This window comes from Shewanella avicenniae (genome assembly GCF_017354945.1).
GTDB lineage: Bacteria > Pseudomonadota > Gammaproteobacteria > Enterobacterales > Shewanellaceae > Shewanella > Shewanella avicenniae.
This window is the reverse complement of record NZ_CP071503.1, coordinates 275,492-291,654: the sequence shown is the minus strand read 5'-3', so window position 1 is coordinate 291,654 and position 16,163 is coordinate 275,492. Positions and strand designations below refer to the sequence as shown.

At 49.7% G+C, this 16,163-nt stretch carries 15 protein-coding genes; 8 read left to right on the top strand and 7 right to left on the bottom strand.

The features are described from left to right. The first annotated feature begins 6 nt into the window (after positions 1-6). From JYB87_RS01275 to JYB87_RS01265, 3 genes are all read left to right on the top strand, one after another. Complete coding sequence (locus JYB87_RS01275; RefSeq protein WP_207355125.1) at positions 7-732, top strand: 3-ketoacyl-ACP reductase FabG2; 726 nt, start codon at positions 7-9, stop codon at positions 730-732. After that, complete coding sequence (locus JYB87_RS01270) at positions 729-1,958, top strand: beta-ketoacyl-ACP synthase (RefSeq protein ID WP_207355124.1); 1,230 nt, start codon at positions 729-731, stop codon at positions 1,956-1,958. Before JYB87_RS01275 ends, JYB87_RS01270 begins: the two co-directional genes overlap by 4 nt. A 109-nt stretch (positions 1,959-2,067) precedes the next feature. Further along, positions 2,068-2,421, top strand: coding sequence for a rhodanese-like domain-containing protein (locus JYB87_RS01265; protein ID WP_207355123.1), 354 nt, complete (start codon positions 2,068-2,070; stop codon positions 2,419-2,421). A gap of 117 nt (positions 2,422-2,538) precedes the next feature. On the opposite strand, the gene JYB87_RS01260 is transcribed toward JYB87_RS01265, so the two are convergent. The 4 genes from JYB87_RS01260 to JYB87_RS01245 all read right to left on the bottom strand — a co-directional run bounded on the left by JYB87_RS01260 (position 2,539) and on the right by JYB87_RS01245 (position 5,563). After that, positions 2,539-3,132 (bottom strand): FMN-dependent NADH-azoreductase, encoded by a 594-nt coding sequence (locus tag JYB87_RS01260; protein ID WP_207355122.1) that lies wholly within the window; start codon positions 3,130-3,132, stop codon positions 2,539-2,541. Between the two features lie 157 nt (positions 3,133-3,289). Then, the gene (gene dtd / locus JYB87_RS01255; RefSeq protein ID WP_207355121.1) at positions 3,290-3,730 is read right to left on the bottom strand and encodes a D-aminoacyl-tRNA deacylase; all 441 of its coding nucleotides are present in this window, start codon (positions 3,728-3,730) and stop codon (positions 3,290-3,292) included. Further along, positions 3,727-4,689 carry an alpha/beta fold hydrolase gene (locus JYB87_RS01250; RefSeq protein ID WP_207355120.1) on the bottom strand — a complete coding sequence of 321 codons (963 nt, stop codon included), beginning with the start codon at positions 4,687-4,689 and terminating at the stop codon, positions 3,727-3,729. The genes dtd and JYB87_RS01250 overlap by 4 nt, the downstream gene beginning before the upstream one ends. Next, positions 4,676-5,563, bottom strand: a complete 888-nt coding sequence (locus JYB87_RS01245; protein ID WP_228729922.1) for a virulence factor BrkB family protein — start codon at positions 5,561-5,563, stop codon at positions 4,676-4,678. Before JYB87_RS01245 ends, JYB87_RS01250 begins: the two co-directional genes overlap by 14 nt. A gap of 111 nt (positions 5,564-5,674) precedes the next feature. Here JYB87_RS01245 and JYB87_RS01240 point away from each other — a divergent pair, with 111 nt between their 5' ends. Further along, positions 5,675-5,896 (top strand): hypothetical protein, encoded by a 222-nt coding sequence (locus JYB87_RS01240; RefSeq protein ID WP_207355118.1) that lies wholly within the window; start codon positions 5,675-5,677, stop codon positions 5,894-5,896. A 12-nt stretch (positions 5,897-5,908) separates the two neighbouring features. After that, on the top strand, positions 5,909-6,553 hold the full coding sequence (locus JYB87_RS01235; RefSeq protein WP_207355117.1) for a DUF2959 domain-containing protein: 645 nt from the start codon (positions 5,909-5,911) through the stop codon (positions 6,551-6,553). A gap of 4 nt (positions 6,554-6,557) precedes the next feature. Here JYB87_RS01235 and JYB87_RS01230 read toward each other — a convergent pair whose 3' ends face one another. Together JYB87_RS01230 and JYB87_RS01225 are read right to left on the bottom strand one after the other, a co-directional pair. Beyond that, positions 6,558-7,913 (bottom strand): diguanylate cyclase domain-containing protein, encoded by a 1,356-nt coding sequence (locus JYB87_RS01230; protein WP_207355116.1) that lies wholly within the window; start codon positions 7,911-7,913, stop codon positions 6,558-6,560. 237 nt (positions 7,914-8,150) lie between these two features. Beyond that, a complete protein-coding gene (locus JYB87_RS01225; protein ID WP_207355115.1) occupies positions 8,151-9,506 on the bottom strand; it encodes a diguanylate cyclase domain-containing protein in 1,356 nt (451 codons plus the stop codon). Between the two features lie 242 nt (positions 9,507-9,748). Between JYB87_RS01225 and JYB87_RS01220 the strand changes: the two genes are divergently transcribed. Further along, the gene (locus JYB87_RS01220; RefSeq protein ID WP_207355114.1) at positions 9,749-10,963 is read left to right on the top strand and encodes a 4Fe-4S binding protein; all 1,215 of its coding nucleotides are present in this window, start codon (positions 9,749-9,751) and stop codon (positions 10,961-10,963) included. Between the two features lie 145 nt (positions 10,964-11,108). Next, positions 11,109-11,387: a DUF134 domain-containing protein gene (locus tag JYB87_RS01215; protein ID WP_207355113.1), complete on the top strand. Its 279-nt coding sequence runs from the start codon at positions 11,109-11,111 to the stop codon at positions 11,385-11,387. Positions 11,388-11,490: 103 nt separating this feature from the next. On the opposite strand, the gene typA is transcribed toward JYB87_RS01215, so the two are convergent. Further along, entirely contained in the window at positions 11,491-13,311 is a 1,821-nt protein-coding gene (gene typA, locus JYB87_RS01210; protein ID WP_207355112.1) for a translational GTPase TypA, read from the bottom strand. Between the two features lie 352 nt (positions 13,312-13,663). Between typA and JYB87_RS01205 the strand changes: the two genes are divergently transcribed. Continuing rightward, a complete protein-coding gene (locus JYB87_RS01205; RefSeq protein ID WP_207355111.1) occupies positions 13,664-15,586 on the top strand; it encodes a putative bifunctional diguanylate cyclase/phosphodiesterase in 1,923 nt (640 codons plus the stop codon). The last annotated feature ends 577 nt before the right edge of the window (positions 15,587-16,163 follow it).

The following is a 16,163-nucleotide window of genomic DNA, read 5'->3' as shown; positions in this document are numbered from 1 at the left end:
GAAGTTATGACTAAGCGAGTTTTAGTCACTGGCGCGAGTCGCGGTATTGGCAAAGCCATCGCACTGCGTTTAGCGCAGTCTGGCCATGATATTGCCCTGCATTACCGTTCACGTCAGGATGCCGCTGAGCAAACCGCTGCCGAAATCCAAGCCCTAGGGGTACAGGTTAGCCTGTTGCGTTTTGATGTTGCCGACCGCGCCGCTTGTCGTGCCGCAATTGAGCAAAATATCGCGGATCATGGCGCCTACTACGGGCTGGTGCTGAACGCGGGTATTGCCCAAGACACCGCCTTTCCTGCCATGACCGCTGACGAATGGGATAGCGTCATCCATACCAATCTCGATGGTTTTTATAACGTGGTACATCCTGCCTTGATGCCGATGATCCAAACCCGCCAAGGCGGCCGCATTGTCACCCTTTCATCCGTTTCAGGACTTGCGGGCAACCGTGGCCAAGTGAATTACAGCGCGTCAAAAGCGGGGATTATCGGTGCCACCAAAGCGTTGGCGCTGGAAGTGGCAAAACGCAAAATCACCGTCAACTGCATTGCGCCCGGCATTATCGACACTGAGATGGTGGAAAATTTTACCGACGAATTAGTAAAGCAGATGGTGCCACTGCGGCGCATGGGTAAACCTGAAGAGATTGCCGGTTTGGCCAACTTTTTACTGTCAGATGAAGCGGCTTATATCACCCGCCAAGTGATCTCAGTTAACGGTGGCATGTTATGAGCCGCCGCGTTGTCATCACCGGCATTGCCGGTGTCTCCTCGTTAGGCCATGACTGGCCGAGCGTGCAGGCCAGACTGCAAGCCAAACAAAATGCGGTACAGCGAATGCCCGAATGGGATCGCTATCAAGGGCTCAACACCCGCTTAGCCGCACCAGTGACCGACTTTGAATTGCCCAGCCATTATTCACGCAAAAAAGTACGGGCGATGGGACGCGTTGCGCAGATGGCCACTGTGGCCAGTGAGCGCGCACTGCAAGATGCGGGTTTGCTGGGCGACAGCTGTATTCAAGATGGCCGCATGGGCGTGGCTTATGGCTCGTCTGCTGGCAGTCCACAGCCGATTGTCGGCTTTGGCAACATGCTGCAACACGCCGATATGAGCGGCATTGACGCCACCAGCTATATTCGTATGATGAACCACACCACCGCGGTCAATATTGGCGTGTTTCTCGGGCTGAAAGGGCGAATCATGCCCACCAGCAGCGCATGTACGTCGGGGAGCCAAGGAATCGGCTACGCCTATGAAGCAATTAAATACGGCCAACAGCAACTGATGCTGGCCGGTGGCGCCGAGGAGCTATGTGCTACCGAAGCCGTGGTGTTCGACACCCTGTTTGCCACGTCCACCCGCAATGACGCACCCTCATTAACGCCGCGCCCCTTTGATCGCGACCGTGATGGTTTGGTGATCGGTGAAGGCGCCTGTACCCTCGTGTTGGAAGAACTCGAACACGCCAAAGCTCGCGGCGCGAATATCTATGCTGAAATTGTCGGTTTTGGAACGAACTCTGACGGCGCCCACATTACTCAACCGAATGCCAGCACCATGGAGCAAGCGATTCGACTCGCGCTGCAAGATGCCAACTTAGCGGCAGAAGCTATCGGTTATGTGAATGCACATGGTACGGCAACCGACCGCGGCGATGCAGCTGAATCGGCCGCCACCCATGCGGTATTTGGTCAGCAAACACCGATCTCATCGCTCAAGAGTTACACCGGCCATACCTTAGGTGCCTGCGGGGCATTAGAAGCTTGGTGGAGCATTGAGATGATGCGCCACAACTGGTTCGCGCCGACGCTTAATCTCGACAACCTTGCCGATGATTGTGCCGAGCTCGATTATCTCACCGGCGATGGGCGCAACTTAGCCACGGAATGGGTGATGAGTAATAACTTTGCTTTTGGTGGCATTAACACCTCACTCATCTTCCGCCGCTGGCCTTAAACATAAGGCGCATTGACTGCGCCTTTTGCTGCGACCAAAGGCTAATTTCTGAACAGCTGGCGACATCCTATGATGCATCTCCCTACCTAGGATTATTCATGGAGTGCTTATGTTGTTGCCACTACTGTCACGACTATCCAATCCTATCAGCAGTGAAACCTGTTGGGAGTTAATCACTCAAGGTGCTCGAGTGATTGATGTGCGCTCTGCCATTGAATATGCCGTCATGCATCTGCCACAAGCGGAAAATGTGCCGTTAGAAACCTTTAAATCTTGGATGCCTGTGCAAGATAAATCCGAAGTGATCGTGCTGTATTGCGGCGCGGGGATCCGCTCAAGACAAGCCTGTGAACAGCTAAAAGCCAATGGTTTTGATTGCGTGATTAACGGCGGGTCACTGAACGATTTGATGAGCACCATTCCAGCCGACTGCGCAAAAAACTTTAGCCTTTCAATTCATTAGGCATAAAAAAGCCCCGAAGGGTACGGGGCAAAACACCATTAGGCGAGTAGGGGACTCATCTACGCGCCTATTGATCTTAGGTGAGATGAAAAACAAACGATTAGCAGGTTACTTGCCTTAGATAGCAAGCGCATCGATAGCCAGTTTGGCGTCAGCGATGCCTTTCTCTTTCAGCTCTGGGCTGATGTTCAAGCCTTCGGCATAAACCACTTCAACGGCATCAATACCGATAAAGCTCAAGAAACGTTTCAGGTAAGGCACTACAAAGTCTTCGTCAGTGTCTTTATGCAGACCACCAAAGGTTGCCACGATAACCGCTTTTTTACCGGTGATCAGGCCTTCTGCGCCCGCTGCAGTGTAGCGGAATGTCACGCCAGCACGAGCAACCAAGTCAACCCAAGTTTTCAGCTGTGCCGGAATGGTGAAGTTGTACATTGGCGCCGCAATCACGATGGTGTCGTTGTCTTTCAGCTCTTGGATCAGCTTGTCAGACAGTGCCAACGCTTGTTGTTGACGTGGGTTTAGGTTGTCACCACCACGCATACCGCCAGCTAACTCGCCATCTAAAATTGGCAGTGGTTCAGCAGCAACATCACGTACTGCAATCTCAGCACCCTGCTCTTTCCAAGAAGCGGCCAAGTAATCTAACAACAGACCTGATTGAGAATATTCACCGAGGATACTGGATTTCACTAACAATACGTTGCTCATAATTCACTCCAATGCGATTAAGTTAATTCGGTACAGGGGGATTGGCCACTGAATGAAGCTAGTCTAACTTCAGTTTAATCGGACTTATAGCGCAATAAACAAGCTAATGTATTCGAATTTTTAGAAATGACGAGCAACTAAGTGGCGGTATTGGTGGTTAATTGACCTGCAATGAGAAAGTCACCGGGCCATCGTTGACCAAGGCCACTTTCATGTCTGCGGCAAATTGGCCTGTTTCGGTGGTCATGCCGGCTTGGCGACAATAACTCACGAAATGTTGGTAGAGGGCATTGGCCTGTGCATGACCAGCACCGTTGGAAAAACTGGGACGCAAGCCACGGCTGGTGTCTGCCGCTAAGGTAAATTGCGACACCACTAACAACTGGCCATCCACCTGCTGCACATTAAGATTCATCTTGTCGTTCTCATCGCCAAAGATGCGGTACTTCATCACCTTGGCAGCCAACTTCTCGGCAATCTCCGCCGTATCAGTTTGCTCAACCCCCAGCAACACCAACAATCCACGGCCAATTTCACCAATAATAGCATTGTCCACCGTCACGCTGGCTTCACTGACTCTTTGGATTAGGGCAATCAACGGGGTTCTCCTAACTGCAACTGAGCGGCAGCGCTGGCAATCATGCGAGCGCAACCGCTATACACGGCGGTGTGCATCTTAACGTCATCAATGGAATGAAATCCACCCGACACATGGGTGTAGCTGAAACTGTCTTTGGCGACCGGCGCCAGAAACTCTCGTAATAAATGGTCTGGGCAGACCCAATCTTGACTGCCTTGGATGATTTCAGTGTGTGCTGGCCACTTACCGCGCCCTGCTTTCATCAAGGTATAGGCGTCAAAGTAACGGTTGATGGCGTAATGGCTTTCAATACGCGCGGTAGCTTCTTCACGTTTCATTGGTTCGACGGGTAAAGGTACGCCCCAAGGTTGCGCCAGTACCCGCTCCCATCGATTCCACGCAGCAATACATTGTTGCATGCGGTTACCGCCATTGAGCGCGCGATAGTAACGCGCCATCAGCGTATTAAACGACAAGTTATCCGCTTTAGCTGTACCAACAAAGCCTAAGTAATCGATAGGAAAACGCTTCGCTGCGCCATTGCCACCGTAGAGCCAATCGCGCCCTTGATCGGACGGAATAAACAGCCCCCAATAAACTTGCGCTAAGACCCGCTTGGGACACAATCCTGAATAAATTAAGCCGAGGGTTGCACCAAACGAGCCCCCCGCCAAACACCAAGCCTCAATCTTGAGCCACTGGCGGATCCGTTCAATATCGGTCAACAGTGCCAATAGATTGTTATCTTGCAGGCCGCCGTGGGGTAATGAGTCACCGGAACCGCGCTGATCCAATAAAATCAGCCGAGTTTTGCTGAGATCGAACAGCTGCCCCTCATTGGCGGAACAGCCTGCCCCCGGCCCGCCGTGCAAATACAACACGGGCACACCATCGGGATTACCATACTGAGTCAAATGCAGTATGTGGCCTTCATCTGTGTCTAGCCAAGTTTCGGCGAACGGCTCAGTTAGCGCCATCTTGCTCCTCAGCTAAGGCTGGACGTTGTTTTTCGCCCAGAAACTCTGGCATCGCCGCAGTGATTTCCGCCCCAAGAAGCACAATCATCCAAGAGAGATACACCCACACAAACAAAATCGGCACCGTTGCCATGGCACCATAAATGGCTTCGTAGGACGGAAAGTTAGTCACGTAAAAGGCGAAGGCTTTTTTGCCTGCCTCAAACAGTAACGCCGCCACAACGGCGCCTAATAGCGCATGCAAAAATTGCACTTTTTGAATGGGAACCACAGTGTAGAGCAGCAAAAATGCCGCCACTGAAAAGATAAATGGCAAACGCGCCACAAAGAAGGCGCCAATGCCATAGGTGTCCGCATCATTAAACACCTGCAAGGACACCACATAAGAGGTAGCTGCAAGACTGGCCCCCATCAAAATCGGCCCAAGCGTCAAAATCATCCAATACATGGAAAACGACAACACTTTGGGGCGTTTCGCTGTGGTGCGCCAAATATAATTAAGTGCCTTATCAATCGCGCTGATCAACAGCAGCGCAACCACCATCAGCGCGCCAATCCCGATGGCAGTACCTTTGGAGGCATTGCCAACAAACTGGTTGATATAGACCTGCACCGTATCACCGGCTGCGGGCAGAAAGTTTTCGTAAATGAAAGACTCAATCTGCGTGCGTACCCCTTTAAACACTGGGAAGGCAGACAGCGTTGACATCATCACTGCCACCATAGGCACCAGCGACAGTAAGGTCACGTACGCCAAGTGTCCGGCGCGGATGTTGATCTGGTCGCGCTGCAACCGCAGCCGCAGATGACGAACAAAGCGCCAACTGGCGAAAAGAAACGGGCGTAATTTACTGAAATCAATATTATCGTGCACTTTGCAGCATTGTCCTTTGTGCCTAATGTCGATATCTGCGTACAATAACATTCTGTTGACAAAGGTGATACTGGTACGTCAAGTTCGAATGCTGCCAAAGAGGAGAATTTCATGTCACAACAAGGATCTGCCGGTAACGTGATTGCCGCTATCTGCAACGTTTTTATTCCGGGATTGGGCCAACTGGTACAAGGCCGTATTCTGGCCGCTATTCTTTTTTTCGTCATTACTGTTGCTGGGTATGCCACGTGGTGGCTGGTCGTTCCTGCCATTATCGCGGGGATTGCCCACCTATGGAGCATTATCGATGCGGCGAAATTCCGCGCCGCCTAACAGGGAGTTCACATGAAAAAGATAGTTACCGCCCTCTGCATCAGTTGCATGCTGATGCTGACCGGCTGTCAATCCGCCTACTATGGCGCGATGGAGAAAGTCGGCATTCACAAACGCGATATTATGGTGGATCGGGTTAAAGCCGCGAAAGAATCACAGCAAGACGCGCAAAAGCAATTCAGCTCAGCTCTCGAAGAGATGCAAGCCTTACTCAATCATGATGGTGGTGAGCTGGAAGCCGCTTATGACAAAGCCAAAGATGAGTATGACGCAGCGTCAACTGCGGCGAGCGATGTGAGTGGCCGTATCGATAAAGTGGAATCAGTGGCGGAAGCGCTATTTGATGAGTGGCAAGACGAAATCGGCGAAATCAGCAAAGCCACACTGCGCCAAAAAAGCCAGAACAAACTGAACCAAACCCAACGCGCCTATCAGCAGATGGTGAAAAGCATGCGCCGCGCCGAAAGCAAAATGGCGCCCGTGTTAACCGCCATGAAAGACAATATGCTTTATCTGAAGCACAACCTTAATGCCCAGACCATTGCCTCAATCAAAGGCGAATTTAGCAGCTTGCAAGCGGATATTTCTAGCTTGATTAACGAGATGAATCGCTCGATTGCCGAATCGAACAAATTCATCTCATCGATGGAGCAGTAAACCGTTAGCTTTGCGCGGGTGACGCAGCCTGTTTCACCCGCTGTTTATCTTGATACATGGCACTATCCGCAAACTGCAGTAACTGATTGATTGACGAAGCATCGGTCGGATAGCGCGCTGAGCCCATGGCCAAGGAGACGTTGAGCGGATGTTGCTGCCACATCACTGGGGTTTGGCAGGCATATTGGCGAATTTTTTCCTGTACCCGTTGCAGATCCTCTGAGTCCTTCAAACGCGAGATAATAAGCAAAAATTCATCGCCGCCTAAACGGGTCACCAAATCCGTTCCTCGCAGCTGTTGCTTGAGGCGCTGTGCCACCTGCTGTAAAAAAAGATCGCCCGCGGCATGGCCAAAATTATCGTTAATCTTTTTAAAATCATTGAGATCAACACTAATTATCCCAAAGCGACCGCGGCTAGCTGCCAACTGGCGCAGCGCCATCATGGCTTGGCGGCGATTGCCCACCTTAGTCAACACATCTTCATAAGAGTAACGGTGCACACTATTAAAATACTGATACAGCAGCAGCGCACTCACCACAGTCAGCGCAATTAAGCTGTAGCCAAATAGTCGCACCAGTTGTTGGCCGCGTTTCTGCAGCGGTGGTTGTTTTGCTGCGCCCATGGCGAGTTGCCAATGACCTGAGAAGAAATTAATCACCTCTAATGCTAACGGCTCATCAAATGCGGTGCCGTCGCCCCAAAAGTAGTCGCTTGGATTGCCGCGATCATCAACCCGTCGCAATGCCAGCGAATATTGCTGCGCTAATGCAGTAATGCCACTGTCGGCCAGCATGTTGGGCCAATCAAACACCACGCTGCAACCGCCCCAATAGACGAGGTTATGAGGTGGGTCGGCAAACACTGGCAGACGTAAGATCAAACCTTCACCGCCCTGAATTAGGGTTAATGGCCCAATAATCTGCATGGTTTGGGTTAGTCGTGCCCGTTCAACCCCTTGCCATTGATTGGGCAAGCTGCGGTAATCTAAACCAATCACCGCCGCATTGGAGGCTAACGGGTGCACAAAGCGAATGACATCATTAGGTGCTACTGTGATGTTACGAATATAACGACTATCCGCGGTCATTTTTTCAGCAATTTGGCGCCACTGTGGTTCAGTGGAATCAGGGCTAACCGAAATGAACGTGGCAAGACTGCCAGCCTCAATCACTTTTAGGCTCAATAACGATTCCAGATGATAGCGCACCAGTTGTAGCTGTTGCTGTGCCGCTAAATGCGCCTCTGTATCGATGTTGTCGTTCAACTGTTGCTGCACATATTCAACAACAACGGTCACCAGCAAAATAAAACAGGTCAGGCAGAGCAGCAAAAGATATTTGATTGCAGAGAAGTTCATCACCACCACATAAACACCTTACGCCAGTCGAAGCGGGCGAGTCAGTGAGCACGACGACCGCCAGATCAACACGTAATGCTTGTACTACGTGTTTACCTGAGTATAGAAGTTGGCACTCTCCGCAGCGAAGCTGATGTGAATAGTTTTAGCAAAGCGGCACAGAATGTGGCCCAATTAGCTTACATGAATGACATTGAGTAGCGTGGCGCGCACGGCTTTTTGAAACACTCCCACCGCTTAGGCAGTTCGGCGATGATGGCGATGCTTATCTTGATACATGGCGCTGTCTGCACGATGAAACAACTCTTCTAAGTCCTCACCATCGTCTGGATAGATGGCGACACCGATACTCAAGCTGACCACCAAGGTTACCCCCTGATGCTCAAACGGCGTACCGCAGACTTGCTCACGAATTTTATCCACAATGGCTTGCAAATCTTGTTGTCGCGTTATCCGTGGCAGCACCAATAAAAACTCATCGCCCCCCACACGCGCCAGCGCATCATAACTGCGCAACGAACTTTCCAAGCGATGCGCCACTTCTACCAGCAATGCATCGCCCACCGGATGACCAAAGCTGTCATTGACCATTTTGAACTGGTTTAAATCTATATTGATAATCGCAAATCGGCTGCGGCGACTGATCAATTTCTTTAGCACTTGGGTGATAAAACGGCGATTGCCAAGCTTGGTTAGCACATCCTGATAGGAATAACGTTGCGCATTACGATAGGCATTCAACACCACCATGATGCTGATAAAAATCAGAACTGACAGCGAATAACCAAACAGCCGAACTAACTGATATTTGGTGCCTAACGCCACCAGCTGTGATTCATCGGCTTTGATGGCAATGGTCCAGCGACCACTGATCATACTGATATTTTCGGTGAGCAACGGCGTTCTAAAGGTATCCAGCTTGCCGTAAAACACCGGACCCAAATCACCGGTGCCATCAACGCCGCGAATAGCTAACTGCACACCGGCAGGAAATGCTAATGCGCCTGAGTCTTCCAGCAGCTGTTCCCAATCCAATACCACGCTGGCGACGCCCCAATATTGGCTGTTTTGCGGCGGGTCGGTAAAAATGGGCATACGCGCGATCACCCCCATGCCGCCTTGCACTAACGCTAATGGGCCAGCAACAAAGATCTGTTTAGTTTGACGCGCGACCTCCACGGTGCGCAGTTGATTGGGGTACTGCCGATAATCCAAGCCAAATGCTTGCTCATTGCCTGCTTGCGGATAAACAAAGGAAACCACGTTATTCGGGGCAACGGCGATATTGCGAATATGTGGTGCGTTCGCTAGCAGTTGTTCTGCCATTGGTAGCCATTGCTGGGCGGAAGAGTTAGGCGCGACGGCGATATAAGAAACGATTCCGGTGGTGCGAAATATTTCTGAAGTGACCATCGCTTCCAAGCGTGAGCGAACCAGTGCCAGTTGTTGAGTGAGAGAATAAGTGCGTTCAGCAACCACGTCGCGGCTATAGCTCTTTTGCAGATACTCAACCAGATAAAAAGCGGTGCTGATGTAGACAACTACAAACACCCCAAACAACAGATCCGCTCCAGCACGACGCAAACTCTTCATCAGCGAACTCACACTCCTTGGATACGCTTTCGATAACCGACATTCTTAGCCTTTAGGCGATAAGTCGCTCAATTATGACCGATCCAAACGACAAGCTAAACTTAATCTTGTGATGTGCCGCACGGTTACAAACATGCACCCGTCCAGATAGGGATCTGGAGCACAAAACACTTTTATCGCTGGAAACGGTTCTGCGACTCTGGGTTCAAAATAGTCACATTCCTTTTGCATGTTTACATTGTATGACCATTACCGAATCTCTGACCTTGATGTTGGCGCTGCTGTATGGTGCCAGTCAGCTTTGGTGGGCTGGAAAGCATTACGGCTTTGTCGCTACCCTTGGCTCTATCGCCGTGGCGCTTGCCATTGCAGCCAGCAGCACTTTATTGATCGCAACCTTAGTTGCCGCCGTGGGCTTGAGCCTAGTTTATTGGCGCAAACCGGCTTGGATTACAGGCGAGGTGCGAATAAACCAACTGCGCGATGGTTTTCAACATCTGCTGTTTTTAGCGCTATTGTTGGTAGCGCTGCAATACACGATCAACACCTTGATGCTAAAGGCGGGCATGACGCCTTGGTTAGCACGCCCCAATGTAGTCGATGCCTTTTTGCCGATTGCCGGCGGCATTGAGTTAAAAGGCATCAGCGCCGGCATTTGGGATCAAAACCATCCTGCCGCCGCGGTGATGCTCGCAGTCGTATTGCTCACAGGATTAATCTGCAAACGCGCATTTTGTGGTTGGGCGTGCCCGATTGGCTTAGTGGGCGACAAGCTTTATCGGCTGCGCAAGCGGCTAATAAAAGAGGAATTGATGCCGCCAGCATGGCTTGATTGGCCATTACGAATGGTGAAATACCTGCTGTTAGCTGCGTTTATCTATCTGGTCTGTTTTAGTATGCCGACCATGGCAATACCCGGTTATCTCAACGGCAACTACCACAAAATTGCCGATGTAAAGATGGCACTGTTTTTCATCACCCCAGGATTAGTTACTTTAGCTGCGTTTGCATTAATTTTGCTGATTGTGGCGTGGCGTAGACAGGGCTTTTGCCGCTATCTGTGTCCTTACGGCGCCATTTTAGGATTGTTGAGTTTTGCCAGCCCGCTGAAAATCCGCCGCAACCGTGAGCACTGCCTGATTGAAAGCCGTGGCATGAAGTGCGACAAGTGTACTCGCGCCTGCCCCGCCAACATTATTGTGCACACCAAAACCACGGTTCGAAGCGATGAATGCCAGGCCTGTATGCGTTGTGTTGCCGCCTGCCCGAAAAAACAGGCGCTCGGTTTTGGCATCAGCAGCAACCGCAGCATTAGCGCACGTTCAGTGATGTTGCTGACGCTGACGCTGTTGTTTGTGCTGCCGTTTGCGGCCTATCTAGCCGGTTACTGGGATAGTCAAACCCCTGAGATGATCCGTATGCAACTGATCCAAATGGTAAATCGCATCGGCCACTAAGCTTGGTGTAGAAATACACCCTGTCGCCATTGCTATTAGGTGTTGCATAGCAGTACCTAATTCAATGGCGTCAGACACTTGCCCCCATCCTGACCCTGTGATATTTCTGACTGCAGTTTGCATATGCTATTAATTTGGAGTGTTGATGGGACGGCCGAAAATCCCCCGTATCATCTGTGGTCAACCCGCCGATCGCTGTTTTAAGCCCAACGGAATTCCGATGACACAGCTAGAGCAAGTGTTACTGCATCCTGATGAATTTGAGGCATTACGCTTAGTTGACTTACAAGGCATGCAACAACAGCAAGCCGCAGTAGAGATGCAAGTATCGCGGCAAACCTTAGCGAATCTGGTGAAATCTGGTCGGAAAAAGATGGTCGACTGCCTCGCCAACGGCAAAGCACTGATGACCCATAAAAGTTAAACGTTCCCCAATAACTGTGTCTTTGATGTCTCAATCGATAACCGTTTTTCAGCTGGGATAAAAAAACCCCAGCATGCTGGGGTTTTTCATCGAAGGTAAACGATTAAGCGCGGTTAGCGCGTTTACGGTCGTTTTCAGTCAGATGCTTTTTACGCAAACGAATGCTCTTCGGCGTGACTTCAACCAATTCATCGTTATCGATAAATTCCAACGCTTGTTCCAGAGTTAACTGGATGTGTGGCGTCAGGGTTTGTGCTTCGTCAGTACCTGATGCACGAACGTTGGTCAGCTGCTTACCTTTCAGACAGTTTACTGTCAGGTCGTTAGAGCGGCTGTGAATACCCACGATTTGACCTTCATACACTTCCGCTGCGTGACCCACGAACAGACGACCGCGGTCCTGCAGGTTAAACAGTGAGTAAGTCAGTGCCTTACCGGTTGCGTTAGAGATCAATACACCATTTGCGCGTTGACCAATGTCGCCTTCCTTCACTGGACCATAATGGTCAAATGTGTGGTATAGCAGACCGGTACCTGAAGTCGCGGTTAAGAAGTCAGTTTGGAAACCAATCAGACCACGGCTAGGAATCACAAAGTCGATACGGACACGACCTTTGCCATCTGGGTTCATGTCACGCATGTCTGCTTTACGCATACCCAGTTTTTCAATCACTGTGCCTTGGTGCTCTTCTTCCACGTCAACAGTCAACTGTTCAAATGGTTCACACTTAACACCGTCGATCTCTTTCACGATAACTTCTGGACGTGATACCGCAAGCTCGTAGCCTTCACGACGCATGTTTTCGATCAGAATCGACAAGTGCAGTTCACCGCGACCAGATACTTTGAAACGGTCTGGGCTGTCAGTTTCTTCAACGCGCAATGCAACGTTGTGAACCAATTCAGTTTGCAGACGTTCCAGAATGTTACGTGAAGTAACGTACTTACCTTCTTTACCAGCAAACGGAGAGGTGTTTACTTGGAAGGTCATGGTCATGGTTGGCTCATCAACGCTTAGTGGTGGCAGTGCATCTACAGCACCCACAGCACAAACAGTATCAGAGATTTTCAGTTCACCGAGACCAGTGATCGCCACGATGTCACCGGCATTGCCTTCATCAGTTTCGATACGTTCCAGACCGAGGTAACCCAATACTTGGCCAACTTTACCGTTACGAGTTTTACCGTCAGCACCAACCACAGTCACCTGTTGGTTCGGTTTTACGGTACCACGCTTGATACGGCCAACACCGATAACACCTACGTAAGAGCTGTAGTCCAACTGCGAAATCTGCATTTGGAACGTGCCGTTCGCATCTGCATCCGGTGGCGATACTTTTTCGATGATGGTTTCAAACAGTGGTGTCATATCACCGCCCTGATTTTCAGGGTCCATTGTCGCGAAACCATTCAACGCAGAGGTGTAAACAATTGGGAAGTCCAGCTGTTCATCAGTTGCACCCAAGTTGTCGAACAGATCGAATACTTGATCGATAACCCAGTCAGGACGAGCACCTGGACGGTCAATCTTGTTAATGACAACGATAGGCTTAAGGCCTTGTGCGAACGCTTTTTTGGTTACGAAACGAGTTTGTGGCATTGGGCCATCAACCGCGTCAACCAGCAGCAATACGCAGTCCACCATAGACATAACACGCTCTACTTCGCCGCCGAAGTCCGCGTGTCCTGGGGTGTCTACGATGTTAATACGGTAATCATTCCAGCGAATCGCAGTGTTTTTCGCCAGAATGGTAATTCCACGCTCTTTTTCCAAGTCATTGGAATCCATAACGCGCTCAGCCATTTCACCTCTGGTTTCCAGGGTGCCAGATTGAGACAGCAGTTTGTCAACCAGAGTAGTTTTACCGTGGTCGACGTGCGCGATAATCGCAATATTTCTTAACTTCTTAATTTCACTTGACATTTTATCTTGACGCCTATTGTTGCACCGAGCCAAATTGGGGGCTAAGTGCGATTACTTCGAGCGAGGAACCCGTGTGGTTGTAGAGTTTCTTGAAGAAAGCGCGCGATTATACACTGCGGAATGCTGCATTGATATGACTTTGTCTATTGCTTAGCCAATTAATTGCTGTTAGAACTCATTTACTGTGGGACAATTTGACGAGATTTTTAGCTTAAGCGATAACAATTGCGTGAGCACGCGCTACAATAATTCTTTTATAAAACAGCATGATGAATCTTTTCTTGAATTTCAGTCATCAAGCCGCTAGCTTGTAACAGATACTTTTCTGTTGTACTTCATGGATGATGCATGAATGAATAGCCCTCGGCTACAGGCTCTATCTCGTCTCGATACTTCTACATTACTCTACCGTAGCCTTTCATCCGGGTTGTTTATGAACCTGATCGCGGCCACCTGCTTAGTCTTAGGGTTTGCACGGGAAGAAGTACAAAATGCTAAGCTCGCTTGGTTTGCCGCCATTGTGCTCATCACAGTAATCCGCTTGATAGATTTACTGCGTTGGAATCAACAAAAAGAGCTACATGGGTCTAGAAAGCACCGCCTTTTTTGTGTGGGTGTTGTAGTTAACGCTTGCCTGTGGAGTTTTTATACCCTCTACTTTTATCGTGGCGCTGATATATACGAACTGTCGGCGATGACCATCATAGTACTGATGATGGCCTCCGGCGCTTCCTTTAGTTTGTGTGCTAACCGCCGAGCAGCTATTGCATACCCCATTATCTTGATCGTCCCCTATTCGCTGCTGTTAATCAGCGAAGGCGAGCAATTGCAGTTTATTAGCGGTTTTGTCGGGCTAGCGTTTTGCCTAACCACTGTGGTGAATAGCCAGCGTGCACACCAGTTCACCATTGATGCCATCCATTTCAAAAATGAAAATAAGCTGCTGCTCGAAGATATGGAGCAGCAAGTGCAGCAACGGACACAAAAGATTTACGAGCTGTCCAATCTTGACCCACTCACCGGCTTGTTAAATCGCAGCGCTTTTTTGGTGCAACTGAATGACGCGCTTGTCCGCAAACAATCCAAGGTGCAAAACAATTTCGCGCTGTTATTTCTCGATTTGGATCATTTTAAAGATATTAATGACAACATCGGCCATCGTACCGGAGATCAGGTGTTGATTGAGGTGGCCAAACGGATCAGTGATTTTTGCTACGATGCCAAAAGTATCTGCCGCTGGGGCGGCGATGAATTTCTTATCGCAGTGCCGTTTCGTGAGTTATGGCAGCTTGCGGAATACGCCCAACAGCTGATCGCCATGATCGGCAAACCCTACCCGTTGAACGACGGTGAACTCAATGTCAGCGCCTCGGTTGGTATTGCTCTCTATCCACAACACGGGGAAGAAGCTGAGCAGTTAATTCAACATGCTGATATCGCCATGTATGAACGCAAGCATAGCGATCCGGGAGGCGTTACCTTTTATAACGATACCCTCGCAGAGAAACTGGGGCGCGAAGTATGGCTGCGCAACAAATTGGCGCGGGCGATTGAGCATCAAGAGCTGTTTTTGATGTATCAACCATTAATCTCCACCAAAACTGGGCGTCCCGTGTCGCTTGAAGCCCTGCTGCGTTGGCGAGTAGATGGCAATTTGATACCACCCGATGAATTCATTCCCATCGCCGAGCAGAACGGCCTGATAAAGTCGATTGGCGCTTGGGTGTTGCAGCAAGCGTTTATTGCCTCGAAAAAACTCAACGAAACCCATCCAGGGATGATCATGGGGATCAACGTCTCACTGCTGCAGTTTCAAGATGAACATTTCACTCAAATGATTAGCTCATTGCTGCACAGCGTTGATGCGCAACCTGAATACATCAATTTAGAAATCACAGAGTCCGCCTTTAGCTTAGAGAAGCATCTGCTACTGACCAAAATCAAACAGCTGCAAGAGATGGGCTTTATGGTGTCAATTGATGACTTCGGCACCGGCTATTCCTCGCTCGCCTCCATTTTGGAGTTGACCACCAACGCCATCAAGATTGATAAATCCTTTGTCGATAATCTCGATACCAAGGGCGAGATTATCATCGAAGCCGTAATTCAAATCGCCAACCGACTCGGTCAGCACGTGGTAGCTGAAGGGGTTGAATATCAATGGCAAGCAGACACCCTCAAGCAGATGGGTGTACATTTGATCCAAGGCTATCTCTACGCGAAACCGATGACATGGCCTAACTTACTGCAATATCTAGATGAGGCTCACAGCTAACCGCAATCAAGCTGCTTGCTGTTTCGGCGCAAATATCAGCCGTTTTCGGAGCATTAATCACCAATCTGGGGCAATGATAGGTAATACAATTCAAACTACGCTGCCATTTTCACCCTAAAATGGCGCTGTTCGCCCTCGCTCGAATGCATAGCTTTTGCGTGCTGCCGTTTCAGCCGAAAAAACTTTGATCTATATCCCATAAAATTGAAAAGGCAGTTTTGATCCAGAATCCACAATGAATTTTAACTTACGTTGCCGATCCTGTTGATTTAGTAACCGCGCCATTCTACTCTAGCCAACGGGGGGATGACAGGGACACTGGCGTTTTGATGGAACATCACTCAGCCGGAAAAATAGCCCAACACCGCATTCTTCGCACCATTTAGATGCATCATTGCACCAAAGAAGTGCAAATAAGGTTGATAAACCTGCCCCAAATTTGAACATGCCCTTGTATTTCAGCGTGTTAAAAAGCTGGCACGATTCTGGCTCATAGTAGAGCTAGAAATTGAAGATAGCGCCAGTCGTTAGACTTACACCATGTAAACTATGGGCCGAATCTATACCCTATCCGGAG